The sequence below is a fragment of the Salipiger bermudensis genome (assembly GCF_019801965.1).
GTDB classification, from domain to species: Bacteria; Pseudomonadota; Alphaproteobacteria; order Rhodobacterales; family Rhodobacteraceae; genus Salipiger; species Salipiger bermudensis_A.
In genome coordinates this window covers 365,221-389,647 of record NZ_JAHVIA010000004.1, presented here as the reverse complement: position 1 = coordinate 389,647, position 24,427 = coordinate 365,221, and the positions used below count along the sequence as shown (strand labels likewise).

The window sequence follows — 24,427 nt, the reverse complement described above, 5'->3', positions numbered from 1 at the left end:
ACCCCGGCCCGGCCCTGTATCCTGCCCCCATGCCCGCGAATCTGTTCGACAGCTACCCCCTCCGCCCCGCCCGCGTCCACGAGGTCTGCGGCCCCGGCGCCACCAGCTTCGCCGCGATCCTCGCGGCGCAGGGCACGGGCCCGGTGCTCTGGGTGCGCCCGGGCTGGAGCCATGAGGCGCTGAACCCGCAGGGGCTGGCGCGCCTCTTCGATCCGGCGCGGCTGCTGATCGCCGAGGCGCCCTCGCCCACCGATGCGCTGGCGGTCAGCGAGGAGGCGCTGCGCGACGGCGCGGTGCCTCTGGTGGTGACCGAGATCACCAGGCCGCTCGACCTGCGCCAGGGCCGCCGCCTGCAGCTCGCCGCCAAGACCGGCGGCAGCACCGGGCTGTGCCTGATTCCCGAGGGCATGGGCAGCAACGCCGCCGAGACCCGCTGGCACGCCGCCCCGCGTCTGGCCGCCGAAGAGGAGGCGGACTCGACAGCGCTGCGATGGGAAATTATAAAGAACAAATCAGGAACACTGGGAGCCTGGGATGTTCTTTGGACGGACACGGCGCATCGTCTCCATGTGGTTTCCCCGGTTGCAGAGCGACCGGGTTCTGCGCGCGCGTCCGGTTGAGGCGCCCTTCGCGCTGGTGCTGAAACAGGCCAATGCCGAGCGGCTCTACTGCCTCAACGCGCGGGCCGAGGCCGAGGGGCTGCATCGCGGCATGGCGCTGGCGGATGCGCGGATCTACTGCCCGGCGCTGCTCACCGCGCCGGCCGATCCGGGCCGCGATGCGCGCTTCCTCGCGGCGCTGCGCCGCTGGGCCACGCGCTATTGCCCCTGGGTCGGGGCCGAGGGGGACGACGGGCTGGTGCTCGATGTCACCGGCGCCACCCATCTGCATGGCGGCGAGGCGGCCATGCTGGCCGACATGCGCGCCCGCGCCGCCCGTGCCGGGCTGGCGCTGCGGCTGGGCCTGGCCGACAGCCGCGGCGGCGCCTGGGCGCTGGCGCGCTTCGGCGAGGGCGTGGCGCCGCCGGGCGATCCGCTGGCGGCGCTCGCGCCCCTGCCGGTGGCGGCGCTGCGGCTCGAACCGGAGGTGGTGACGGCGCTGCAGCGGCTCGGGCTGCGCACGATCGGCGATCTCGCCGCCCGCCCGCGCCCGCCGCTGACCCGGCGCTTCGGCCCCGACCTACTGGCCCGCCTCGACCAGGCGCTGGGGCATTTGCCAGAGCCCGTGGCCCCCGACGCCGAGCCGCCGCATTACGGCATCCGGCTGAGCCTGCCCGAGCCCATCGGCCTGACCGAGGACGTGATGGCCGGCACCGCGCGCCTGCTCGAGCGGCTCTGCGCGCAGCTGCTGGCGCGGGAGGCCGGCGCAAGGGTGCTCGAGCTGAGCCTGCGCCGGGTCGATGGCGGCGCGGCCCGGGTCGAGCTGCGGCTGGCTAGCCCGATGCGCGAAGCAGACCGCATCCTGCCGCTGTTCCGGCGCGGGGTGGAGGCCGCCGAGGCCGGCTTCGGCATCGACCAGCTGCGGCTCGAGGCATTGGTGGTCGAGGATCTGCCGGTGCAGCAGCTCGGCGGCCCGGTGGCGGCGCGCGGCGCGGCGCCCGAGGGCCCGGCGCTCGACGATCTGGTGACCCGCATCGGCACCCGCATCGGGCTCGAGAACATCCGCCGCCTGCTGCCCGCCGACAGCCACATCCCCGAGCGCGCCTTCAGCGTCGCACCCGCCGCCTTCTCCGCCCCCGCCTCCGGCGGCTGGCCGGCGCCGCGCCCGCGCCCCCTGCGACTGTTCCCTCCCGAGCCCATCGCCGCCCGGGGCCCGCGCCCGCCGCGCCGCTTCCGCTGGCGTGCCCTGCAGCTCGCCACCGCCCGCGCCACCGGCCCCGAGCGCATCGCCCCGGAATGGTGGCTGCCCGACGAGGCCTGGCGCCACGGCACCCGCGACTACTGGCAGATCGAAACCCGCGAAGGCCGCCGCCTGTGGCTGTTCCACACCCCGCAGGCCCCCGGCTGGTTCGTGCACGGAGAATTCCCGTGACCCCCGCCGCCCCCACATCTTCTCTGGTTCCAAAATACCTCGGGGGAGTCCGCCCCCGGCGGACGGGGGCAGCGCCCCCGATCCCCCTCTCCACCCGCTCTCCCGCCCCCCATCGTCCCGACGCCGCAAATCCTCCCACACCCCAACCGCCCTCTCCATCCCACACCAACGCCCCGCTCTTCTCCGGTTCGCAAATACCTCGTGGGAGTCCGCCTCCGGCGGACGGGGGCAGCGCCCCCAATCCCCCCCTCCACCCGACACACCCCGACGACCAGAACACCGCCCTCCCCACCACCTATGCCGAGCTCTGCATCACCTCGAACTTCACCTTCCTCACCGGCGCCTCGCACCCGGAGGAGCTGGTGGCGCGCGCCACCGAGCTCGGGCTCTCGGCGCTGGCGATCACCGACCGCAACTCGCTGGCCGGCGTGGTGCGGGCGTGGTCGGCGCTGAAGACCCTGCGCGACGAGGCCGAGCAGGCGCTGCGCATCCGATCGACCGAGCGCACCGATCCGTCCTCGCGCCAGCCCGAGCCCGGCACGCGGGAGATCGCCCTGCGCGCCGGCCGGCTGCTGCCGCGGCTGATCACCGGCTGCCGGCTGGTGCTCGAGGACGAGCCCGTCGAGTGGCTCGCCCTGGCCACCGACCGCGCCGCCTATGAGCGCCTGTCGCGGCTGCTCACCTCAGGCAAGCGGCGGGCGGAGAAGGGCCGCTGCACGCTGCATCTCGCCGATCTCGAAGAGCATGGCCGCGGCCTGATCCTGATCGCCCTGCCCCCCGGCGATCTGGCCCCCGAAGACCTGTCCCGGGCCACCGGCCCCCTCAAGCGGCTGCAGCGGCGCTTTCCGGGGCATGTCTTCCTCGGCGCGCCGCCGCGCTACGACGGCTCCGACCAGGCCTGGTTCGACGCCTGCTCAAGGCTGGCGCTCCGGATGAACACGCCGATGGTGGCGGTGGGCGACGTGCTGATGCACCGCGCAGCGCGGCGCCAGCTCGCCGATGTGCTGACCTGCCTGCGCGAGGGCTGCACCATCGACGCCATCGGCACCCGCGCCCTGGCCAATGCCGAGCGCCGGCTCAAGCCGGCCGCCGACATGGCCCGGCTCTACCGCCGCCACCCCGCCGCCCTGCGCCGCACGCTGGAGATCGCGGCGCGCTGCGCCTTCGATCTCGGCGAGCTGAGCTACGAGTATCCAGACGAGATCGCCGGCGACGAGAGCCCGCAGGCGCGGCTCGAGCGGCTGGCCCATGCCGGGCTCGAGAGGCGCTATCCCGAGGGCGCGCCCGACAAGGTCTTCGACCTGATGGCCAAGGAGCTGCGGGTGGTCGAGGAGCTGGGCTTCGCCGCCTATTTCCTCACCGTGCACGACATCGTCGATTTCGCCCGGTCGCGCGGCATCCTGTGCCAGGGGCGCGGCTCGGCGGCGAACTCGGTGCTGTGCTACCTGCTCGGCATCACCGACGTGAGCCCCGACCTCATCGGCATGGTCTTCGAGCGCTTCATCTCGCGCTACCGCGGCGAGCCGCCCGATATCGATGTCGATTTCGAGCACGAGCGGCGCGAGGAGGTGATCCAGTGGATCTACGAGAAATACGGCCGCCACCGCGCCGGGCTCTGCGCCACGGTGATCCATTTCCGCAGCCGCGCGGCGATCCGCGAGGTCGGCAAGGTCATGGGGCTCAGCCAGGACGTGACCGCGGCGCTCTCGGGGCAGATCTGGGGCCAGTCCAACGGCGGCGCCGAGCCCGAGCGCATCCGCGAGCTCGGGCTCGATCCCGGCGACCGGCGGCTGGCGCAGACCATCGGCCTCATTGGCGAGATCATCGGCTTCCCGCGCCACCTGAGCCAGCACGTGGGCGGCTTCATCATCACCCGGGGCCGGCTCGACGCGCTCTGCCCGATCGAAAACGCGGCGATGGAGGGCCGCACCGTCATCGAGTGGGACAAGGACGACATCGACGCGCTCGGCATCCTCAAGGTCGACGTGCTCAGCCTCGGCATGCTGACCTGCATCCGCAAGGCCTTTGCCCTGCTCGAGCAGCACGAGGGCCTCGCGCACACGCTCGACACCGTGCCGCAGGAAGACGCGGCGACCTACCGGATGCTGCAGAAGGCCGACGCAGTCGGGGTGTTCCAGGTCGAGAGCCGGGCGCAGATGAACTTCCTGCCGCGGATGAAGCCCGCCACCTTCTACGACCTGGTGATCGAGGTCGCCATCGTCCGCCCCGGCCCGATCCAGGGCGGCATGGTGCAGCCCTATATCCGCCGCCGGCAGGGGCTGGAGCGGCCCGAGCCCTTCGGCCCGGCGCTGTCGGAGGTCACCCGCAAGACCCTCGGCGTGCCGCTGTTCCAGGAACAGGCGATGCAGATCGCCGTGGTCGGCGCCGGCTACTCTGCCGAAGAGGCCGACCGGCTGCGCCGCTCGCTGGCCTCGTTCCGGCGCATGGGCACCATCGGCGAGCACCGCGACCGCTTCATCCGCGGCATGCTCAAGAACGGCTACACCCGCGAGGCCGCCGAGCGCTGCTTCACCCAGATCGAGGGTTTCGCCGATTACGGCTTCCCCGAGAGCCACGCCGCCGCCTTCGCCATGCTGACCTATGTCTCGTCCTGGCTGAAATGCCATCACCCGGCGATCTTCGGCTGCGCGCTGCTGAATTCGCAGCCGATGGGGTTCTACGCCCCGGCGCAGATCGTCCGCGACCTGCGCGATCACGGCATCGAGCTGCGGCCGATCTGCGTCAACCACAGCGCCTGGGACAACGTGCTCGAGCGCCGCGCCGACGGCAGGCTGGCGCTGCGGCTTGGGTTTCGCCAGATCAAGGGCTTCCGCGAGGAGGATGCGGGCTGGATCGTGGCGGCGCGCGGCAATGGCTATCCCGATCCCGAAAGCCTGTGGCTGCGGGCCGGGCTGCTGCCCGGCGTGCTCGAGCGGCTGGCCGAGGCCGATGCCTTCGCCGGCATGGGGCTGACCCGGCGCGACGCGCTCTGGCAGGTGCGCGCCATCCGCGCGCCCGCGCCGCTGCCGCTGTTTGCCGATCCGCTCGACGGCGAGGGGCTGCGCGAGCCCGATGTCGAGCTGCCGGCGATGCATCTGGGCGAGGAGGTGGTCGAGGATTACGTCTCGATGCGGCTGTCGCTGCGGGCCCACCCGATGGAGCTTTTGCGGCCCGACCTTCCCGACATCGTGCCGCATTCGGAGCTTGCCAGCACGCCGCTGCGGCGGCTCTCGGTCTGTGGCGTGGTGATCACCCGGCAGCGGCCGGGCACCGCCTCGGGGGTGATCTTCATGACGCTGGAGGACGAGACCGGGGTGGCGAACGTGGTGGTCTGGCCCAAGGTCTACGAGCGCTTCCGCCGCGCGGTGATGGGCGGGCGGCTGTTGCGGGTGACAGGGCATCTGCAGCGCGAGGGCATCGTCACCCACCTGATCGCCGAAAATATCGAGGACCTGTCGTCGCGGCTCGGCGATCTCGGCCACCCGCTCGACGATGCCATCGGCATCACCAGCCCCGCCGCCGACGAGGCGCCGCGCCCGGCACGGCCCGCCCCCGCCGCCAAGCACCCGCGCGAGCAGGCCAAGCGGCTATTTCCGAGCCGCGACTTCCACTAGCGCCCCGTCGCCACCGTCCCAACGAAACCGTGAGCGCGGAAAACCGCGAACCCGCGATTTTCGGGGATGACGCCCGCCCGGGGCTTTGTTAGCTTATCCACAGAACCGCACACAGAGGCGGAATGAGGGGATGTCGAGCAGACCTCCCGACAGCACCGAAGCAAGACGATCAGCGACCGCCCCATGGCGCGCCGCCCGCTCTCGTTTTGCGTTAATTTTCGTGTAAACCCCAAAATCTGGGGGTGTCGGCGAAATCCCGCGCGGATTAGCCGGTTTCACCCCATATTTCGTGGTCATTTTGCGTTTTTTACGTGACCCGTTGCTAATATGTCGGTAAGAATTGCCGGTAAAGGCGCAGGACAGGCGTGTAACAAGTCAAAAACGCAGGCGGACAAAACACATGACACTCAACCTTTCGATGCCAGGACAGGAAGAGCTGAAGCCCCGGATCACGGTCTTCGGCGTAGGCGGTGCCGGCGGCAACGCCGTCAACAACATGATCGTCCAGCAGCTCGAGGGCGTGGACTTCGTGACGGCCAACACCGACGCTCAGGCGCTGCAGCAGAGCCTCGCGACCTCCAAGGTCCAGCTCGGCATCAAGGTGACCGAGGGTCTCGGCGCCGGCGCCCGCGCCTCGGTGGGCGCAGCCGCCGCCGAAGAGAGCATCGAGCAGATCGTCGACCACCTCGCCGGCGCGCACATGTGCTTCATCACCGCCGGCATGGGCGGCGGCACCGGCACCGGCGCGGCCCCGATCATCGCGCAGGCGGCGCGTGAGCTCGGCGTGCTGACCGTGGGCGTCGTGACCAAGCCGTTCCAGTTCGAGGGCGCCAAGCGGATGCGTCAGGCCGAGGAGGGCGTCGAAGCCCTGCAGAAGGTCGTCGACACGCTGATCATCATCCCGAACCAGAACCTGTTCCGTCTCGCCAACGAGAAGACCACCTTCACCGAGGCCTTCGCGCTGGCGGACAACGTGCTCTACCAGGGCGTCAAGGGCATCTCCGACCTGATGGTCCGCCCCGGCCTGATCAACCTCGACTTCGCCGACGTGCGCTCGGTGATGGACGAGATGGGCAAGGCGATGATGGGCACCGGCGAGGCCGATGGCGAAGAGCGCGCGATCCAGGCCGCCGAGAAGGCCATCGCGAACCCGCTGCTCGACGAGATCTCGCTCAAGGGCGCCAAGGGCGTGCTGATCAACATCACCGGCGGCCACGACCTCACCCTGTTCGAGCTCGACGAGGCGGCCAACCGCATCCGCGAGGAAGTCGACGCCGACGCCAACATCATCGTGGGCTCGACCCTCGACGACACGATGGAAGGCAACATGCGCGTCTCCGTCGTCGCCACCGGCATTGACGCCAGCAACGTCCAGCACGACGTTCCGGTGCCGCGCCGCAAGCTGGCCGAGCCGCTGAAGCCCAACATGATCGAAGAGGCCCCGGAAGAGGTCGCCGCCGCACCGGTGGCACCGCAGCCGGCCCCCGCACAGCAGCCGGTCGCCGCCCGCGCCCCCGAGCCGGAATACGAAGAGGACGAACCGTCCCTCTTCGGCTCGCTCGACCAGCAGCCGGCGCAACAGCCGGTCTACGAGCAGCCCGCCCAGGCGCAGGACGACCTGCCGCCGCCGGCCTACCGTCCGCAGGTGGCGCAGTTCCAGCCGCAGACCAATGCGCTCGACGCCGAGCCCGACACCTTCGTCGCGCCCAAGGCCCCGGCCCCCGGCACCCCCTCGCCCGAGACCCTGGCGCGCCTGCGCGCCGCGGCCGAGCACAGCCGCCAGCAGCCGGCTCAGGCGCCGCGCCCGGCCGCCCAGCCGCAGCAGCCCGCCGGCATGCAGCGCCCCGCCGCGGAGGCCGACAAGCCGCGCTTCGGGATCAACTCGCTGATCAACCGCATGACCGGCCACGGCCACACCCAGGGCGGTCAGGGCGGCCACGACGCCCCCGCCCCGCGCCGCCAGCAGCCGCCGATGCAGGCCCACCAGCCGGCCCCGGTGGTCGACGAGGACGAGCAGCAGGATCAGGACCGGATCGAGATCCCGGCCTTCCTGCGGCGCCAGGCCAACTGACATTTCGCGAGCTACCGCGACGGAACGCCCCCTCATCGAGGGGGCGTTTTTCGTTTGCACTCAAAGCATTGGAGCGCGCGCAAAAGATACCTGCAATGTTCCGCTTATTCCGTTACTGCGATGTTTCAGGTGGTTACAATACTTGATTTGAGCTGACAGGGGCCGGTCTATATCTCCACCATCAAAGGAGCCTCCAGTGGGGTGGAGCCTCCTATGACTGAGGTAAGACCGTGCAAACCACTCTGAGATCCGCTGTAACCTTCCAGGGCGTTGGCCTGCATTCCGGCCGCCCCGCGCGCATGACCATCCGCCCGGCCTCCGCCGAGCATGGCATCTGGTTCAAGCGGACCGACATCCTGCTGGGCGACACGCTGGTGCCCGCGCGCTGGGACGCCGTCGAGGTGACCCCGCTCTGCACCCGCATCGTCAACGCCGCCGGTGTCTCGGTCTCGACCATCGAACACGTGATGGCCGCGCTTTCGGGCTGCGGCGTACACAACGCCCTGATCGAGATCGACGGGCCGGAAGTGCCGATCATGGACGGTTCCGCCGCGCCCTTCGTGCGCGCCATCCTCGAGCGCGGCACCCGCGCCCTGCGCGCCCCGGTCTATGCCATCGAGATCCTCAAGCCGGTCTCCGTGCTGACCGACAAGGGCTGGGCGCGGCTCTCCCCCGCCCGCTCGGGCGAAGGCCTGACGATGGATTTCCACATCGCCTTCGAGGATGATGCCATCGGCACCCAGGAGCGCAGCATGGATCTCGCCAACGGCGCCTTCGTGCGCGAGCTCTGCGACAGCCGCACCTTCTGCCGGCAATCCGATGTCGAGGCGATGCAGGCCAACGGCCTTGCGCTTGGCGGCACCTACGAGAACGCCGTCGTCGTCGATGGCGACAAGGTGCTCTCGCCCGGCGGCCTGCGCCACGGCGACGAGGCGGTGCGCCACAAGATGCTCGACGCGCTTGGCGATCTCTACACCGCCGGCGCCCCGATCATTGGCCATTACGAGGGTCACAAGGCCGGTCACGCGATGACCAACATGCTCCTGCGCGAGCTGTTCTCGACCCCGGATGCCTACCGCATCACCCTCTGCGACGACACCCTCTCGGCACGCCTTCCCGGCGCCGGGGTGGAGCGCGACGAGATCCCGGCAGTGGCCTGACAGGGGGCCGGACGCAAAACGCCGTTAAGGCGTTTTGCACCGGAATTTTCTGTGCTAGGACCGTGCCAAGGGCCGTCCGGCGGCCCTGAAGAACGAACATGAGGTTAGTCGGGCATGGCAGGCGGAAGATCGCGTAAGCTGGTGATCGGAGTGGCTTTTTCCGCTATTCTGCTGGCGGGGTGCACAGCGCGGGAGCGCGAGGGCTACGCCCGCGGCAACATCCCGCTCGAGACCTTCTCCGCCCAACAGATCTACGAGCGAGGCGAGTACGAGCTCGACCGCCGCGATGGCGAGGAAGCCGCTTACTACTTCAGCGAGGTCGAGCGGCTCTACCCCTATTCCGAATGGTCCAAGCGCGCCCTGATCATGCAGGCCTACGCCTTCCACATCGAGAAGGATTACGAGAACAGCCGCTCCTCGGCGCAGCGCTACATCGATTTCTACCCGACCGATGAAGACGCCGCCTATGCACAGTATCTCCTCGCCCTCTCCTACTATGACCAGATCGAGGAGGTCGGCCGCGACCAGGGCCTGACCTTCCAGGCGCTGCAGGCGCTGCGCACGGTGATCGAGCGCTACCCCGACAGCGAATACGCCCGCAGCTCGATCCTGAAATTCGATCTCGCCTTCGATCACCTCGCCGGCAAGGAAATGGAGATCGGGCGCTACTACCTGCGCGACAAGCATTTCGGGGCCGCCATCAGCCGCTTCCGCGTCGTCGTAGAGGACTTCCAGACCACCACCCACACCCCCGAGGCGCTGCATCGCCTGGTCGAGGCCTATCTCTCGCTCGGGCTCGTGCAGGAGGCGCAATCCGCCGGCGCGATCCTCGGCTACAACTACCAGGGCTCCGAGTGGTACCGCGACAGCTACAAGCTGCTGACCAACCGCGGCCTGCCGCTCGAGGCGCAGGGCGACAACTGGCTGGCGCAGGCCTATCGCCAGATGGTGAAGGGCGAGTGGCTATAAGGGATGGCGGGCTGACGGCCTGCCTTGCATCACATGCTTCGAGCGCTTGAGATCCGCGACATGCTGATCATCGACCGGCTGGACCTCGCGTTCCAGCCCGGTCTCAACGTGCTGACCGGCGAGACCGGCGCCGGCAAGTCGATCCTGCTGGATTCGCTGGGCTTCGTGCTGGGCTGGCGCGGCCGCGCCGAGCTGGTGCGCAGCGGTGCCGCGCAGGGCGAGGTGACGGCGGTGTTCGAGCTGTCGCCGAGCCACGCGGCGCGCGCAGTGCTGGAAGAGGCCGGGCTGCCGGTCTCGGAAGAGCTGATCCTGCGCCGGGTCAACACCGCCGACGGCCGCAAGACCGGCTGGGTCAACGACCGCCGCGCCAGCGGCGAGGTGCTGCGGCGGCTATCGGAGACGCTGGTCGAGCTGCACGGCCAGCATGACGATCGCGGGTTGCTCAACCCGTCGGGCCACCGCACCATCCTTGACAGCTATGCCGCCATTGACGCCGAGCTTGGCGCGGCGCGTGCGGCCTGGGGCGCACGGCGCGAGGCCCGCAAGGCGCTCGAGGCTGCGCAGGCGGCGCTCGAGGCGGTGCGCGCCGAGGAAGACTTCCTGCGCCACGCGGTGGACGAGCTCGACCGGCTGGCGCCGATGCCCGGCGAGGAGGCCGAACTCGACACCAAACGCCGCATGATGCAGAGCGCCGAGCGCATCCGCGAGGACATCGTGCGCGCCGCGCAGGCGCTCGGCAATGACGGCGCCGAGGGCACCATGGCCAACGCGCTGCGCTGGCTCGAGGGCGCTTCGGAGAAGGCCGAAGGCCGGCTCGAGGGCGCGATCGCCGCCCTCACCCGCGCCATGGCCGAGCTCGACGAGGCCGGCCGCGAGGTCGAAGACTGTCTCGATGCGCTGGAGTTCAACCCGCAGGATCTCGAGGAGACCGAGGAACGGCTCTTCGCCATCCGCGGCCTCGCCCGCAAGCACGCCATCGCCCCCGACGAGCTGCCCGAGCTCGCGGCGACGCTGTCGGGGCGTCTGGCGGCGCTGGAAAGCGGCGCCGAGAACATCGCCGCGCTGACCCGCGCGGTGGCGGCCGCCGATGCCGAATACGACGCCGCCGCCGAGGCGCTGAGCCTTGCGCGCCGCGAGGCCGCCGGTCGGCTCGATGCCGCGATGGCGGCCGAGCTGGCGCCGCTCAAGATGGAGCGCGCGGTGTTCCGCACCGAGGTGGCGGATGGCGAGCCCGGCCCCGAGGGCCGCGACGCGGTGGCCTTCACCGTGGCGACCAACCCCGGCGCTCCCGCCGGGCCACTCAACAAGATAGCCTCCGGCGGCGAGCTGTCGCGCTTCCTGCTGGCGCTGAAGGTGTGCCTGTCGGAAGAGCGCAACCGGGGCGTCACGATGATCTTCGACGAGATCGACCGCGGCGTCGGCGGTGCCACCGCCGATGCGGTGGGCCGCCGCCTGAAGGCGCTGGCCGAGGGCGGGCAGGTGCTGGTGGTGACGCACTCGCCGCAGGTCGCGGCACTCGGCGCGCATCACTGGCGGGTGCAGAAGCGGGTGGAGAACGACGCCACGCTGTCGACCGTCGCGGCGCTCGATGCCGGCGACCGCGAGGACGAGATTGCCCGCATGCTCTCGGGCGACACGGTCACCAAGGAAGCGCGCGCCGCAGCGCGGGCGCTGCTGGCGGGGTAATTCCGCGAAACCGCGGGCGGTCCGCTACCCCCTCCATGGCCTCATTTGTTGTGAAGCGGACACTCTCCGACCCTCTTTCGCGACGACCGTGACGCCGCGCCATCGCCTGCCCGCGGGGTGGCGATCTAAGTGCGGAATCCCTCGATTGATCCCGGCCAAATCCGAAGGACCTCACAACTGAGCGCCGGCGTCACCAGATCGCCAGCCCGTTGGGGCGGGCAGGCGATGGCGCGGCGGCTTCGCCTTGATTCCGCGCTTGGGCAGGGATCCCCCTCAGATACGCGAAACGCCCCCGCAGCGTTCTGCGAGGGCGTCCATCTGCCCCAAAAGGTCCGAGGCCCCCTGCCCCGGCTCACCAGTTGTCGCGGAACCACTTCACGGCGCGCTTGAGGCCGCCGGAGGCGTACTTGTCGACCGGGATCTCGAAATCCCACCATTCGTCCTGCGGATGCGCCGCGAAGAGGCAGAGCCCCACCGCGCTGGCAAAGCCCGGACCCGTCGCCGCCTGCGGCAGGCCATGGACGCGCATTGGGCGGCCCAGCCGCACCTGCGAGCCGAGGATGCGGCTCGCCAAACCGTCGAGCCCGGGGATCTGGCTCGCAGCCCCGGTCAGCACGATCTGCTGGCTCGGCAGGTGATCGAAACCGGCCGCGTCGAGCGAGGCGCGCACCTCCTCGAGGATCTCCTCGACCCGCGGGCGCATGATGCCGATCAGCTCGGCGCGGCTGACCTGCCGCCGGTCATGGTGCCAGTCGCCGGTATCGCCGGAGATCTCGATCATCTCGCGATCGTCCATGCCGGTGGCAACGACGCCACCGTAGAAGGTCTTGATGCGCTCGGCCATCGCCATCGGGATCTGCAGACCCATCGAGATGTCGCTGGTGACATGGTTGCCGCCCATCGGCACCGTGTCGGCGTAGATCATGTGCTTCTTCATGAAGATCGACACGCCGGTGGTGCCGCCGCCCATGTCGATGCAGGCCGCGCCGAGCTCCTGCTCGTCCTCGACCAGCGCCGAGATCCCCGAGGCATAGGCCGAGGAGGCGAGGCCCGCGAGCTCGAGATCGCAGCGCTTGACGCAATGGGCGATGTTCTGGATCGCCTGCGCGTTGATCGTCAGCATGTGCATGTCGGTGGCCAGCGCCCGGCCGATCTGGCCGCGCGGATCGTCGAGCCCGGAACGGTGATCGAGCGCGAAGTTCACCGGCTGCGCGTGCAGCACCTCGCGTCCCACCCCGAAATCGGGCACGTCGCAGGCCGAGAGCACCCGCGCCACGTCCTGCTCGGAGACCATCGTGCCATCGACCTCCACCTGCCCCGCAAGCCCGTAGCTGCGCGGCTCGGCGCCGGAGAAGCAGACGATGACGTGATCGACCCGGATATTGGCCATCTTCTGCGCCGCCTGCACCGCGGTGCGGATGGCGCGCTCGGTCTCGCCCATGGCGGCGATCTCGCCGAACTTGACCCCGCGCGAGCGGGTCGTCGCGGCGCCGATCACCCGGAAGCCCGACTGCCCGGCCAGCGAGCCGATGCCGTCATCGAGGATCTGCTCGTTGCCGTCGAAGCGCAGAACGAGACAGGCGATCTTGGAGCTGCCCACGTCCAGGATCGCCACGACACCGCGCTGCATCGCCGCCTTGCGCATGTTGCGCATCGCGCGCTGGGATTCATAGAGCTCGATCATTGTTGTTGTTCTCCGGTCTCTAAGGCTTTGATCCGCCAATATTGTTCAACTGCACCACCCGTCATCCGCAGGGTCGGGCGGCGCGGCAGACGCAGGTCGACCGCGGCGATGTCGCGCCCCAGCATGTCGACCGCCGCATCCATCGCCAGTGCCCGCTCGAGCGCCCGCACGGCGCCGGTCTCGGGCAGCATGATGCGCTGGCCGCGATCCAGCACCACGTCCCAGCGGCGCTCACCCATGCGCACCAGGCCCCTCATCCGGGCCTCGAGCGGGGCCGCCGCGCGGATCAGCGCCATCGCCTCCGGCACATGGCGATCGGCCCCGCGCCCGGCGATCACCGGCAGGTTGGGCCGCTCCGAGCGCCGCGTCATCGGCCCCACATGCACGCCTTCCATGTCGAGAAGCTCGAGCGTTCCGGCATGGCGCCAGAGCGCCACCGGCACCCGCTCGGTCACGTCGATCTGCAGCACCCCGCCCTGCCGGATGCGCAGCTCGGCGGATTTCACCGCGTCGAGCCCGGTGATGGTCTCGCGCATGTGGTCGAGGTCGAGGTCGAAGGAGCTGATCGGGAAATCGAGCGGGATGATCTCGCGGATGTCGTCCGAGACGCCGCTGCTGGCGCCGTCGATGGCCATCAGGTTGACCATGAACTCGGGCCGGGTCTCGATCTGGTTGCGGATATGCGCCACCGTATCGACGACCTGCGTGCGGTGCTCCTCATAGGAGAAATACCAGCTCGCCGCGCCGAAGCCGATCACCGCCGGGATGCCGACCCGCAGCGCGAGACGGAACATCGGCGTCAGCATCAGCCGCTCAAGCCGATACTTGAGGCGCGACGGCGCCGGATCGGGGCGGTTCACCTGCTGGTTCGCCTGCTGCCGGGGCGGTGCGCTCAACGGTTGCACGAGGCATCCTCCACCATCCAGCGCATCAGCGCGCCAAAGGAAATGCCGCAATGCTGGGCCTGTTCCGGCACCAGCGAGGTCGGCGTCATGCCGGGCTGGGTGTTGGTCTCGAGCAGGATCAGCCCGTCGAGCCCGCGGCTCTCGTCCCAGCGGAAATCGGTGCGGCTCACGCCCCGGCAGCCAAGCGCCACGTGGGCGCGCAGGGCGTAGTCCAGGCAGGCGTCGAAGATTTCGGACGGCACGTCGGCAGGCAGCTCGTGGCGCGAGCCGCCTTCCTTGTACTTGGCGTCGTAGTCGTACCAGCCCTCGGTGATGATGTCGGTGACGGTCAGCGGCCGGTCGCCCATCACCGTGGTGGTGAGCTCGCGGCCCGGCGCGTAGGTCTCGACCATCAGCGTGTCGGGCATGTCTTCGGCGATGCGCGGCGGCGTGTTGGCCCCCTCCTGCACGAGGTAGACACCGACCGAGGAGCCTTCATTATAGGGTTTGACCACATAAGGCGGCGCCATCATGTGGCGTGCCGAGATCTCGGCCTTGCTCGCGAGCAGGCTCTCGACCACCGGAAGCCCGGCGGCGCGGAACACCTCCTTGGAGCGTTCCTTGTCCATCGCCACCGCCGAAGCCAGCACGCCGGAATGGGTGTAGGGAATCCCCATCCACTCCAGCAGCCCCTGCACGCAGCCGTCCTCGCCCCAACGGCCATGCAGCGCGTTGAACACGACATCGGGCGCGAGCGCCTCGAGACGCTGCGCCAGATCGCGGCCGGCATCGACCTCGGTGACCTGGTAACCTTCTGCCCTCAAAGCGGCGGCACATTCCCGCCCGGAACTGAGAGACACCTCGCGCTCGGCTGAGGGGCCGCCCAACAATACCGCCACTTTCGGGTTTGCCCTGCTCGACATCCCCAAAACCGCCTCGAAATCACGGGGCTTTCTGCCCCTTTTGTTCTGCTTCAGGACTCACCTGCCCGGCAAACCGGACCCGTCCTGTTCTTTTCGACAGCTTGCTCTTTGATCGGCGAGCCGCCGTGCCTGTCACGCGCCGGTTGTCGGCGTCATTTCTGTGCGGGTTCACCGACCCGCATGATTTCCCAATGTAGCTCTATTCCACTGTGTTGGAAAACCTTTTTTCGAACTTCTTCGCCAAGCCCCTCAAGATCGGCCGCCGTTGCCTCCCCGGTGTTCACCAGGAAGTTGGAATGCTTGGGCGACATCTGGGCGCCACCTAGGGTTGCCCCACGCATCCCCGCATCGTCGATCACCTTCCACGCCTTGAGGTCGTGCACGTCATCCTCGCGCCCGGTGGAGCTGAAGCCCGCCGGGTTGCGGAAGGTCGAACCGGCGGTGCGGTCCTTGGTCGGCTGGGTCTCGTCGCGCTTCTTCAGCTGCGCCTCCATGCGCGCCTCGAGCTCGGCCGGATCTCCCGGCAGCCCCTCGAACACCGCCTCGACGATCACGCAGCCCTCGGGCAGCTCGCTGTGGCGATAGGCGAGCCTGAGGTCGTCCTTCGAGAGCGTCACCAGATCGCCCTCGCGGGTCACCGCGCGGATCTCGACCAGGTGGTCGGCCACGTAGGTGCCATAGCAGCCCGCGTTCATCCGCACCGCGCCGCCGACGCTGCCGGGGATGGTGCGCAGGAAGGTCAGGTCGACGCCTTCCGCCGCCGCCCGCTTGGCAAGCTGCGCGTCGAGCATCGCCGCGCCCACGGTCACGCGGGTGCCGTCGATCTCGATGCCGTTGAAGCCGCGCCCGAGCCGGATCACCACCGCCCGCAGCCCGCCATCGCGCACGATCAGGTTGGAGCCGACGCCCATCGGAAAGACCGCCCGCTCCGGCGGCAATGCGCGCAGGAACGCCTGCAGGTCCTCGAGATCGGCCGGCTGGAACAGCAGGTCCGCAGGCCCGCCGACGCGCAGCCATGTGAGGGACGAAAGGTCACGGTCCGGGGTCAGGCGGCCACGGGTTTCGGGAAGGGTTTGGGAGGGGTGTGTCTCGGTCATGGCGCTGTTCTGCCCTGCCCCGCCGCGCCGGTAAAGCCCCTGTTGCGCCCCTGGGGTGTCAGGCGGCGGGATCGCCCTCGGCGATCAGCGCGGCGGCGCGGCGCAGATCCGCCTCGAAGGCCGCCTCGGCCGCGCCCCGCGCGCCCTCGGGCAGGCGCAGGAGGTAGGACGGGTGCCATGTCAGCATCACCGGCGTGCCGTCGGGCGCGCTCTCGAGCGCGCCGCGCCGCGTGCCGATGCGGCGGCCGTCGCCGGTCAGGCTTTCCGCAGCACTCGCCCCCATGGCGACGATGAGCTTCGGGCGCACGAGTTGGCGCTCCATGTCGAGCCACCAGCGGCAATGCGCGATCTCGCCCGAATTCGGAGACTGGTGCAGCCGCCGCTTGCCGCGCGGAGCAAACTTGAAATGCTTCACCGCGTTGGTGACATAGGCCCGGTCACGCGCCAGCCCGGCGCGCTCGGCCACCGCGTCGAAGAGCTGCCCCGCCGGCCCGACGAAGGGCCGCCCCGCGAGATCCTCCTGGTCGCCGGGCTGCTCGCCGACGATCATCAGCGCCGCATCGAGCGGGCCCTCGCCCGCCACCGGCTGGGTGGCATTCTGCCACAGCGGGCAGCGCCGGCAGCCCGCCAGCCCGGAGAGCAGCGCGTCGCGGTCGCCCACCGGCGCCGGCGCCTCGGGAGCGCGCAGACGGTCGGTGATGCGCTCGGCGCGGACCGGCGGCAGCGTCGGCGCCGCCTCGGCCATCGCCTGCGCCCGCGACTGGGCCTCAGCGATCATCTCGGGGATCAGCGCCGTCTCGGGCATGTTGCGCCAGTATTTCTTCGGCATCTCCGCCTGCATCGCCTTCACCTTGAGCCGCGCGGGGTTGAAGATGTTGCGGAAATAGGTGCGCCAGAGATCCTCGGCGGCATCGTCGGGCAGATCGGGCCGCGCCTCGGCGGGGGCGAAGCGGATCTCGAACCCGTCGTAATGCGCCGTGAGATCCGGCGTGAAGATCGACCAGTCCATATCCCCGAAGCGCTTGGCAAAGAACGGTGCGGTGAGCTCGAGAATGTAATGCGTGGGCTCGAACCAGGCGGCGAAGCGACGGCGCGGAGCGGCGGGATCGCCGATCTCGCGGAAACGGACGAAGGCGGTCATCTTGTGGCGGTCGCGGCTGACCTCCTTGGCCATCCGCCGCAGCCGGTCGATGCGCGGATCGCCGCGATCCTCGAGCAGGCGGCGGTTGTGACCCAGCGCCCAGAGCAGCGCGTAGAGCCGGGCAAAGCGCTCGGGATCGCTGTGCCAGACCACCAGCCGTGCGAGATCGACGAAGCCCTTGGGCACCGTCACCGCCCCGCCCGTCACCGGCGGCAGCGCCTCGGCGAAGAGATCGGCCTCCGCCGCGCCGCGATGCCAAAGCACCTCCTCGGGCGGCACGCCCGCGCCCAGCAGCGCCCGCGCCTCGTCGCGCCAGGCCTCGAAGGTGCCGATCTCCGGCAGCACGACCCGGCGCATCAGATGAGCTGGAGCTGCTCGGGCGGCGGCGCGAAGCGCGCCCGCAGATCGGCGGCGTCGAGCCCGCGCGGGCGCCAGTCGAGCGCCGTAAGGAAGGGCCGCGCCTGCTTGAGGTTGACCCCCATGCGGCGCAGGTCCTCGTAGCGCAGGGTGCGGTGCCGGCGGGTGGCGAGGATGCGCCCGACGCTCTTGGTGCCAACGCCGGGGATGCGCAGCAGCAGCTCGCGCTCGGCGCGGTTGACGTCGATCGGGAAGCGGTGGCGGTTGACCAGCGCCCAGGCGAGCTTTGGGTCGATCTCGAGATCGAGATGGCCGCCCTTGGTGGCCGAGGCGATCTCACCCAGCTCGAAGCCGTAGAAGCGCAGCAGCCAGTCGGCCTGGTAGAGCCGGTGCTCGCGCATGAGCGGCGGCTTGATCAGAGGCAGCGCCGCCGAGCTGTCGGGGATCGGCGAAAAGGCGGAATAATAGACCCGCTTGAGCCGGTAGCTGGAATAGAGCCGCGTCGAGGTGCCGAGGATGGTGGTGTCATCGGCGCCGTCGGCCCCGACGATCATCTGCGTCGATTGCCCTGCGGGGGCAAAGCGCGGCGGGCGCTTGCCGGTGAAGCTGCGCTCCTTGCGGGCCTCGCGCGAGAGCCGCACATCGGCCATCGCCTTGCGGATCTGCGCCGGGTCCTTCTCGGGGGCGTAGGATTTCACCGCCCCGTCGGTCGGCAGTTCGACATTGATCGACAGCCGGTCGGCATAGAGCCCCGCCTCCTCGATCAGCTCCGGCGCGGCGTCGGGGATGGTCTTGAGGTGGATATAGCCGCGAAACCCGTGCTCCTGCCGCAGGGTGCGGGCGATGCGGACCATGTCGGTCATGGTCTCGTCGGGGCTGCGGATGATGCCCGAGGACAGGAACAGCCCCTCGATATAGTTGCGCCGGTAGAATTCGAGCGTCAGCGTCACCACCTCCTCGGGCGAGAAGCGGGCGCGCTGGACGTTGCTGCTCACCCGGTTCACGCAGTAGGCGCAATCGTAGATGCAGAAATTGGTCATCAGGATCTTGAGCAGGCTGATGCAGCGCCCGTCGGGCGCGTAGGCGTGGCAGATCCCCGAGCCGGTGACCGAGCCCAGCCCCTTGCCATCGCGCGAGTCGCGCTTCTGCCCCCCGCTCGAGGCGCAGGAGGCATCGTATTTTGCCGCGTCGGAGAGAATCGCGAGCTTCTGATCGAGAGTGAGTCGGGCCATTTGTTCATGTTATGTTCTTCAGGGTGGGGCAATCAAGCGGGGGGCCGATCACATCTGCGCTTTGCGGATCGGACGCGGCGGGCTAAAGCCTTGCGCATGAGCCGTTTCCTGATCCTGCAGCTGCGCCCGGAGGCCGAGGCCAGCGACGACGAGTTTGCCGCCTTCCTCGCCAAGGGCGATCTCTCCCCCGAGCGGGTGCATCGCATCCGGCTCGATTGCGAAGAGCTGCCCGAGGGGCTCGACCCGCGGGACTACGCGGGCGTCATCGTCGGCGGGGGCCCGGGCTGCGTCTCGGACCCGGCGGAGAGCAAATCGGCGGTGGAGGCGCGGATCGAAGCCGCCTGCCTGTCCCTGATGCCGGCGATCACCTCCGAGGACGTGCCGTTCCTGGGCTGCTGCTACGGCATCGGCATCCTCGCGCATCACCTCGGCGCCGAGGTCGACAAGGCGCGCTATGGCGAGCCGGTGGGCGCGGTGACCTGCAGCCGCACCGAGGCCGGGGCGCGCGATCCCCTGCTCGAGGGGCTCCCGGAGCGGTTCGATGCCTTCGTGGGCCACAAGGAGGCGGTGCAGCACCTGCCCGAGGGCGCGGCGCATCTGCTGAGCTCCGGCCCCTGCCCGTTCCAGATGATCCGCCACGGCGCCAACGTCTATGCCACGCAGTTCCACCCCGAGGCCGATGCGGCCGGGTTCGAGACCCGCATCCGCATCTACCGCCACAAGGGCTATTTCGACCCCTCCGAGGCGGATGACCTGATCGCCATGTGTCGGGCGGCGGAGGTGATCTGGCCGGAACAGATCCTGCGCAATTTCGTGCAGCGCTACGGCTGAGGCCCCGCCTCAAAAATCTTGGCTAAGATTCTTGAGGCCAAGATTTTTCGGACGAAAAATCTTGGCCCGGCGCCGCGCTCAGAGCGGCCAGATCAGCGGGATCAGAAGCGCAGAGAGCACGCCCACGGTGAGGTTCAGCGGCACGCCGACCTTGAGGAAATCCGAGAAGCGGTAGCCACCCGGACCATAGACCAGCGTGTTGGTCTGGTAGCCGATCGGCGTCGCGAAGCTGCATGACGCCGCCACCATCACGGCCACCACCAGCGGGCGCGGATCGATGCCCAGCGCCTGTGCCAGCGAGATCGCGATCGGGGTCACCACGACCGCCACGGCATTGTTGCTCACCGCCTCGGTCAGCACCGAGGTGAGCAGGAACACCGCCCAGACCAGCAGCGGCCCCGGCAGATCCTGCATCAACGGCGCCACCGCGCGCACGATCAGCTCGACCGCGCCGGAGGCGTCGAGCGCCGCGCCGATCGCCAGCATGGCGAAGATCAGCGCCAGCAGGCGCCCCTCGACGAAGGAAAACGCCTCGTCGGCATCGATGCAGCGCGCCAGCAGCACCACCGCCACCGCGATCACCGTCAGCGACAGGATCGGCGCCACGCCGAGCGCCGAGAGGATCACGATCGCCGCCATCGCGCCGATGGCGACGGGGGCATGGCCGCGGCGGAAGGCACGGGCCGAGGGGTGCGAAACGTCGACCAGCTCCATCTCGTCGGCCAGGCGCTTGATGTCCTCCGGCGCACCCTCGAGCAGCAGCGTGTCGCCGACCCGCACCACGAGATCGTCGAGCTTGCGGCCGATATTCTGGTTCCGGCGATGCACCGCCAGCGGGTAGACGCCGTAGCGCCGGCGCAGGCGCAGCGCGCCCAGCGAGCGGCCGACCATCTTGCAGCCCGGCGAGATCAGAACCTCAACGGTGGTGGTCTCGCGCGCCGAGATCTGGTCGACCCGCTTGAGCTCCTTGTTCCGCTGCAGGCTCAGAAGCTCGGTCATCTGGGTGCGCAGCACCACCCGGTCGCCGACCTCGAGGGTGACGCCCTGCAGGTTGCGCCGCAGCGACTCGTCGCCGCGCACGACGTCGACCAAGCGCACGCCTTCGCGCTTGAAGAGCTGCACGCCCAAAACGTCGCGGCCGATGAGGTTGCTGTCGGGCGGGATCACCGCTTCGGTGAAGAACTTCATCCGCGACCGGTCCGACAGCATGCCGGCCATCGAGTGCCGCTCGGGCAGCAGGAATCGCCCCGCCACCACCAGGTAGAACATCCCCCAGGCGACGAGGATGATGGCCAGCGGCGTGACCTCGAAGATGGTGAAGGGCTCGAGCCCGTTGGTGCGGGCGACCCCGTCGACCAGCAGGTTCGTCGAGGTGCCGATGAGCGTGGTGGTGCCGCCGAGGATCGCCGCATAACTCAGCGGGATCAGCAGCTTGGAGGGCTGCACGCCAAGCTGGTTGGAGATCTGCACGAAGATCGGCAGCATCATCACCACCACCGGCGTGTTGTTCATGAAAGCCGAGGCGACGATCACCACCGACATGATAACCGCGATCGCCCGCCGCGGATGTTTGGCGACCTCGCCCTGCGCGTAGCTGGCAAAGGCATCGAGCGCGCCGGTGCGTACCAGCGCCCCCATCACGATGAACATCGCTGCGATGGTCCAGGGCGCCGGGTTGGACAGCACCGCCAGCGCCGCGTCATAGGGCAGAACGCCCAGCATCAGCAGCACGCCGACGCCACCGATGGCCACGACCTCGGTGGGATAGCGTTCCTGGACGAAGAGCACGAACATGCCCACCACCGTGGCAAGGGTGATGTAAGCCTGCGCCGTCTGGCTCAAGTCGAAAAATTGCATTCGGGAAATCTGCCTCTGCTCAACCCGGCACATACTGACAAAGCGCCGTGAAACTTCAAGCGCGACGGCGTGCGCTGCTGACGGCGGCACAGCCCCTGTGTCGCCCTAATATGGTTAAGATCAGATTTGCGACGCGAAATGACGCCGCCCCTTCGCGGCGCTCACGGCCCGATCGCCTCGAGCCGTCCGCCCTGCCGCACCATCTTGACCCGCTCGGCCTTGCCGGTGCGGTCGTCGGTCTCGACATAGAAGCCGCAAAGCGTCGCCTCGCCGAGCGCCGGCTGGAACCGGGTCTTGCCCATGCCGGTGACGAAGCGGCGCATCGGCTCGACCTTGTCCATGCCGATGACCGAGTCGTAATCGCCGCACATGCCGGCATCGGTGAGATAGCCGGTGCCCTTGGGCAGCACCTGCGCGTCACCGGTGGGCACATGGGTGTGGGTGCCGACGACCATGCTGGCGCGGCCGTCGCAGAAATGGCCCATCGCCATCTTCTCCGAGGTCGCCTCGCAATGCACGTCGACGAGCACCGCCTGCGCCTGCCCGCCCAGCGGGTGCTTGCGCAGCACCGCGTCCATCGCCGAGAACGGATCGTCGAAGGGCCGTTTCATGAACACCTGCCCGAGCACCTGCGTCACCAGCACCTTGCGGCCGCGGCGGTCGGTAAAGAGCCCGGCACCGCGCCCGGGCGCCTGCTTGGCGAAGTTCAGCGGGCGGATGATGCGCGGCTCGCTCTCGGCGAAGGTCAGCATGTCCTTCTGGTCGAAGGCATGATCGCCCAGCGTCACCACGTCGGCGCCGGCCTCGAGGATGCCCTTGGCGTGCTCGGCGGTCAGCCCCATGCCGTTCGAGGCGTTCTCGCCGTTGACCACGACGAAATCGAGCTTCCACGACTCGCGGAGCTTGGGCAGTCTTTCCGCGATGGCGGCCCGCCCGGCGCGGCCCATCACGTCACCAAGAAATAGCAATCTCATGTGCGCATCCCTAAGCGCGCGCGGCGCGAAAGCAAAGAGATCTTTGACCGCAAGGCATTCCAGGCGCGCTCTCGCTGCATCACCGGCAGGCCAGCGCCCGCGCCATGGCCGCGTCGCTGTAGGGCCCGAGCGCCTCGCGGGTGATCTCGCCGCCGCGCACCCGCGCCACGATGACGCGGGACCAGTCGCCGCTCGCCAGCACCATCTCGGGGCCGGCGCCGCAGTCGCGCAGCCCCCCGGCAATAGAGTCCCAGCCGATGCGGTGATTGGTGAGATCGGGCGCAGAGGCGACCTCTCGGAGCGCCTGCGCGCCCGGCACGACGCGCCAGATGCGCAGCTGCCTGGCGAGGTGCGGCCGGTCGATATAGGCCAGCTCGACCTGCCCGTCACCATCGAGATCCGCCGCCCCCACCGGCGCCAGCCAGCGGTTTCGCTGGCCGATGAAGGGCGTGGCAGCGAGAAGGCCGTCGGCGGTGTAGAGCGCCAGCCGCGCACCGCGCTCGAGATCGCTCTCGACCACCATCGCGGCGCGGTGCTCACCGAGATCGACAAGCCGCGGCGCCAGATCCTCGAAGACGCGGGTCTGTGGCAGGCGGATCAGCAGATCCGGCGCGCCGTCGCGGCTCAGGCGCAACGCGCCCCACTCCACCGCATCGCCGAGCACGCCGTGATCGTAGCGTGTCGTCGGCTCGACATAGGTGGCGCCGGTCAGCGCCTGCGCTTGCGCCCCGCCGGCGGCAACTCCCAGCGACACCCAGAGGGCGAGGCAGGGCAGCAGCCGGCGCGGCACCGGATCAGATCTGCTTTTCGGGCATTTGCACGACGAGCCCGTCGAGCGCGTCGGAGACCTTGAGCTGGCAGGTCAGCCGCGAGCGTGCCGGATCGGGCTCGAAGGCGAAGTCGAGCATGTCTTCTTCCATGTCGTCCTTGGCGGGCAGCTTCTCGATCCAGTCGGGATGCACGTAGACATGGCAGGTGGAGCAGGCGCAGGCGCCGCCACAATCGGCATCAATGCCGGGGATGTTGTTGTCGCGCGCGCCTTCCATCACGGTCATGCCGCTGGCAACGTCCACGACGTGCTCGGTGCCGTCATGCTCGATATAGGTAATCTTGGCCATGGCCGGGTCGTCTCCATCGTCTCGAATTCGCCCCCCTTTCCTAGTCATCGCGTGCCACCTGCGCCAGCCCATTCGCCACCCTCCCCGTTCAAACCATGGTCGCGGGCGGGCGCAACTGCTCAAAACCTCGCCACCCGATAGGCGGAGCCTCAACGCTTTCCAGCCGAAACGGAAGCGGCTACTCTGCTCCGCAAAACACCGCCCGAGACGAAGGCCCGAGCAGATGACCCGCATCCCCGCCCAGATCGCAGCACTGGCGCTGATCCTTGCCGCCTGCGCCGCGCCCGAGCAATCCGGCACGGTCTGGCCCGGCGAGGCGCCGCCCGAGCCCGAGCGGATGCCGGATGGCACCTGTCAGGCGCGCGAGGTGGTGCCCGCGGTCTACGAGGAGGTCATGGGCGAGGTGCAGGTGGTTCAGGCCGAGATCGCCGAGGATGGCACCGTGATCCGGCCGCCCATCTATCGCCGCCAGCCGGTGCCCAAGGTGATCAGCCCGCGCGGCGAGCTGCGCTTCGAGGTGCCCTGCCCCGAGCTGGTGACGCCCGAGCTGGTGTCCTCGCTGCAGCGCGCGCTGCTGGCCCGAGGCTATTTCGACGGCGCGGTGACCGGGCAGATGGACGCGCCCACGGTGGCGGCGATCCGGCGCTACCAGAGCGAGCGCGGTCTCGAGAGCGGCCAACTCTCGGTCGAGACGGCGCGTGCGCTCGGGCTGATCGCCGCGCGGCTGGCGGAGATCGAGGCGCTGGGTGATTTCTGAGCCTTGGCCGGAGGTTGGCGACGTCTGAGCGCCACTCGCTG

19 protein-coding genes are annotated in these 24,427 nt (G+C 69.5%); 9 read left to right on the top strand and 10 right to left on the bottom strand.

The genetic code is table 11. The annotated features are described in order from the left end of the window. Window positions 1–29: 29 nt before the first annotated feature. The 7 genes from KUV62_RS11310 to recN all read left to right on the top strand — a co-directional run bounded on the left by KUV62_RS11310 (window position 30) and on the right by recN (window position 11,531). Window positions 30–620, top strand: a complete 591-nt coding sequence (locus KUV62_RS11310; protein WP_222603794.1) for an ImuA family protein — start codon at window positions 30–32, stop codon at window positions 618–620. Further along, on the top strand, window positions 535–2,031 hold the full coding sequence (locus KUV62_RS11305) for a Y-family DNA polymerase (RefSeq protein ID WP_222603793.1): 1,497 nt from the start codon (window positions 535–537) through the stop codon (window positions 2,029–2,031). Before KUV62_RS11310 ends, KUV62_RS11305 begins: the two co-directional genes overlap by 86 nt. 311 nt (window positions 2,032–2,342) lie before the next feature. Continuing rightward, entirely contained in the window at window positions 2,343–5,645 is a 3,303-nt protein-coding gene (locus KUV62_RS11300) for an error-prone DNA polymerase (RefSeq protein ID WP_410000854.1), read from the top strand. Window positions 5,646–6,045: 400 nt separating this feature from the next. After that, window positions 6,046–7,716, top strand: coding sequence for a cell division protein FtsZ (ftsZ, locus tag KUV62_RS11295; protein WP_222603792.1), 1,671 nt, complete (start codon window positions 6,046–6,048; stop codon window positions 7,714–7,716). Between the two features lie 230 nt (window positions 7,717–7,946). Further along, on the top strand, window positions 7,947–8,876 hold the full coding sequence (gene lpxC, locus KUV62_RS11290) for a UDP-3-O-acyl-N-acetylglucosamine deacetylase (protein ID WP_222603791.1): 930 nt from the start codon (window positions 7,947–7,949) through the stop codon (window positions 8,874–8,876). A 114-nt stretch (window positions 8,877–8,990) separates the two neighbouring features. Next, complete coding sequence (locus tag KUV62_RS11285; protein ID WP_222603790.1) at window positions 8,991–9,845, top strand: outer membrane protein assembly factor BamD; 855 nt, start codon at window positions 8,991–8,993, stop codon at window positions 9,843–9,845. A 33-nt stretch (window positions 9,846–9,878) separates the two neighbouring features. Continuing rightward, the gene (gene recN, locus KUV62_RS11280) at window positions 9,879–11,531 is read left to right on the top strand and encodes a DNA repair protein RecN (RefSeq protein WP_222603789.1); all 1,653 of its coding nucleotides are present in this window, start codon (window positions 9,879–9,881) and stop codon (window positions 11,529–11,531) included. 352 nt (window positions 11,532–11,883) lie between these two features. Here the strand turns inward: recN and ftsA are convergent, their stop codons facing one another. From ftsA to KUV62_RS11250, 6 genes are all read right to left on the bottom strand, one after another. Further along, a complete protein-coding gene (gene ftsA, locus KUV62_RS11275) occupies window positions 11,884–13,215 on the bottom strand; it encodes a cell division protein FtsA (protein WP_222603788.1) in 1,332 nt (443 codons plus the stop codon). Further along, window positions 13,212–14,111, bottom strand: coding sequence for a cell division protein FtsQ/DivIB (locus KUV62_RS11270; protein ID WP_222603920.1), 900 nt, complete (start codon window positions 14,109–14,111; stop codon window positions 13,212–13,214). The genes ftsA and KUV62_RS11270 overlap by 4 nt, the downstream gene beginning before the upstream one ends. Beyond that, window positions 14,108–15,028, bottom strand: a complete 921-nt coding sequence (locus KUV62_RS11265; RefSeq protein ID WP_222603787.1) for a D-alanine--D-alanine ligase — start codon at window positions 15,026–15,028, stop codon at window positions 14,108–14,110. The genes KUV62_RS11270 and KUV62_RS11265 overlap by 4 nt, the downstream gene beginning before the upstream one ends. Window positions 15,029–15,174: 146 nt before the next feature. Then, complete coding sequence (gene murB / locus KUV62_RS11260) at window positions 15,175–16,119, bottom strand: UDP-N-acetylmuramate dehydrogenase (protein WP_222603786.1); 945 nt, start codon at window positions 16,117–16,119, stop codon at window positions 15,175–15,177. 58 nt (window positions 16,120–16,177) lie between these two features. Beyond that, window positions 16,178–17,617 (bottom strand): UdgX family uracil-DNA binding protein, encoded by a 1,440-nt coding sequence (locus KUV62_RS11255; protein WP_222603785.1) that lies wholly within the window; start codon window positions 17,615–17,617, stop codon window positions 16,178–16,180. Continuing rightward, window positions 17,617–18,849, bottom strand: coding sequence for a putative DNA modification/repair radical SAM protein (locus tag KUV62_RS11250; RefSeq protein WP_222603784.1), 1,233 nt, complete (start codon window positions 18,847–18,849; stop codon window positions 17,617–17,619). Before KUV62_RS11250 ends, KUV62_RS11255 begins: the two co-directional genes overlap by 1 nt. A 96-nt stretch (window positions 18,850–18,945) precedes the next feature. Here KUV62_RS11250 and KUV62_RS11245 point away from each other — a divergent pair, with 96 nt between their 5' ends. After that, entirely contained in the window at window positions 18,946–19,680 is a 735-nt protein-coding gene (locus KUV62_RS11245; RefSeq protein WP_222603783.1) for a glutamine amidotransferase, read from the top strand. A gap of 78 nt (window positions 19,681–19,758) precedes the next feature. Here KUV62_RS11245 and KUV62_RS11240 read toward each other — a convergent pair whose 3' ends face one another. The 4 genes from KUV62_RS11240 to KUV62_RS11225 form a co-directional block, all read right to left on the bottom strand. Then, window positions 19,759–21,537, bottom strand: a complete 1,779-nt coding sequence (locus KUV62_RS11240) for an SLC13 family permease (protein ID WP_222603782.1) — start codon at window positions 21,535–21,537, stop codon at window positions 19,759–19,761. Between the two features lie 161 nt (window positions 21,538–21,698). Next, window positions 21,699–22,511 (bottom strand): TIGR00282 family metallophosphoesterase, encoded by an 813-nt coding sequence (locus KUV62_RS11235; RefSeq protein ID WP_222603781.1) that lies wholly within the window; start codon window positions 22,509–22,511, stop codon window positions 21,699–21,701. 79 nt (window positions 22,512–22,590) lie between these two features. Then, the gene (locus tag KUV62_RS11230) at window positions 22,591–23,301 is read right to left on the bottom strand and encodes a VCBS repeat-containing protein (RefSeq protein ID WP_222603780.1); all 711 of its coding nucleotides are present in this window, start codon (window positions 23,299–23,301) and stop codon (window positions 22,591–22,593) included. Window positions 23,302–23,305: 4 nt separating this feature from the next. Next, on the bottom strand, window positions 23,306–23,629 hold the full coding sequence (locus KUV62_RS11225; RefSeq protein ID WP_222603779.1) for a 2Fe-2S iron-sulfur cluster-binding protein: 324 nt from the start codon (window positions 23,627–23,629) through the stop codon (window positions 23,306–23,308). Between the two features lie 223 nt (window positions 23,630–23,852). Between KUV62_RS11225 and KUV62_RS11220 the strand changes: the two genes are divergently transcribed. Then, complete coding sequence (locus KUV62_RS11220; protein ID WP_222603778.1) at window positions 23,853–24,386, top strand: peptidoglycan-binding domain-containing protein; 534 nt, start codon at window positions 23,853–23,855, stop codon at window positions 24,384–24,386. Window positions 24,387–24,427: the final 41 nt, after the last annotated feature.

Bases quoted from the DNA above. Each gene is read 5' to 3' on its own strand.
- KUV62_RS11310 (WP_222603794.1), top strand. From the start codon at position 30: ATGCCCGCGAATCTGTTCGACAGCTACCCCCTCCGCCCCGCCCGCGTC.
- KUV62_RS11305 (WP_222603793.1), top strand. From the start codon at position 535: ATGTTCTTTGGACGGACACGGCGCATCGTCTCCATGTGGTTTCCCCGG.
- ftsZ (WP_222603792.1), top strand. From the start codon at position 6,046: ATGACACTCAACCTTTCGATGCCAGGACAGGAAGAGCTGAAGCCCCGG.
- KUV62_RS11285 (WP_222603790.1), top strand. From the start codon at position 8,991: ATGGCAGGCGGAAGATCGCGTAAGCTGGTGATCGGAGTGGCTTTTTCC.
- recN (WP_222603789.1), top strand. From the start codon at position 9,879: ATGCTTCGAGCGCTTGAGATCCGCGACATGCTGATCATCGACCGGCTG.
- ftsA (WP_222603788.1), bottom strand. From the start codon at position 13,215: ATGATCGAGCTCTATGAATCCCAGCGCGCGATGCGCAACATGCGCAAG.
- murB (WP_222603786.1), bottom strand. From the start codon at position 16,119: ATGACCGAGACACACCCCTCCCAAACCCTTCCCGAAACCCGTGGCCGC.
- KUV62_RS11255 (WP_222603785.1), bottom strand. From the start codon at position 17,617: ATGCGCCGGGTCGTGCTGCCGGAGATCGGCACCTTCGAGGCCTGGCGC.
- KUV62_RS11250 (WP_222603784.1), bottom strand. From the start codon at position 18,849: ATGGCCCGACTCACTCTCGATCAGAAGCTCGCGATTCTCTCCGACGCG.
- KUV62_RS11245 (WP_222603783.1), top strand. From the start codon at position 18,946: ATGAGCCGTTTCCTGATCCTGCAGCTGCGCCCGGAGGCCGAGGCCAGC.
- KUV62_RS11240 (WP_222603782.1), bottom strand. From the start codon at position 21,537: ATGCAATTTTTCGACTTGAGCCAGACGGCGCAGGCTTACATCACCCTT.
- KUV62_RS11235 (WP_222603781.1), bottom strand. From the start codon at position 22,511: ATGAGATTGCTATTTCTTGGTGACGTGATGGGCCGCGCCGGGCGGGCC.
- KUV62_RS11225 (WP_222603779.1), bottom strand. From the start codon at position 23,629: ATGGCCAAGATTACCTATATCGAGCATGACGGCACCGAGCACGTCGTG.
- KUV62_RS11220 (WP_222603778.1), top strand. From the start codon at position 23,853: ATGACCCGCATCCCCGCCCAGATCGCAGCACTGGCGCTGATCCTTGCC.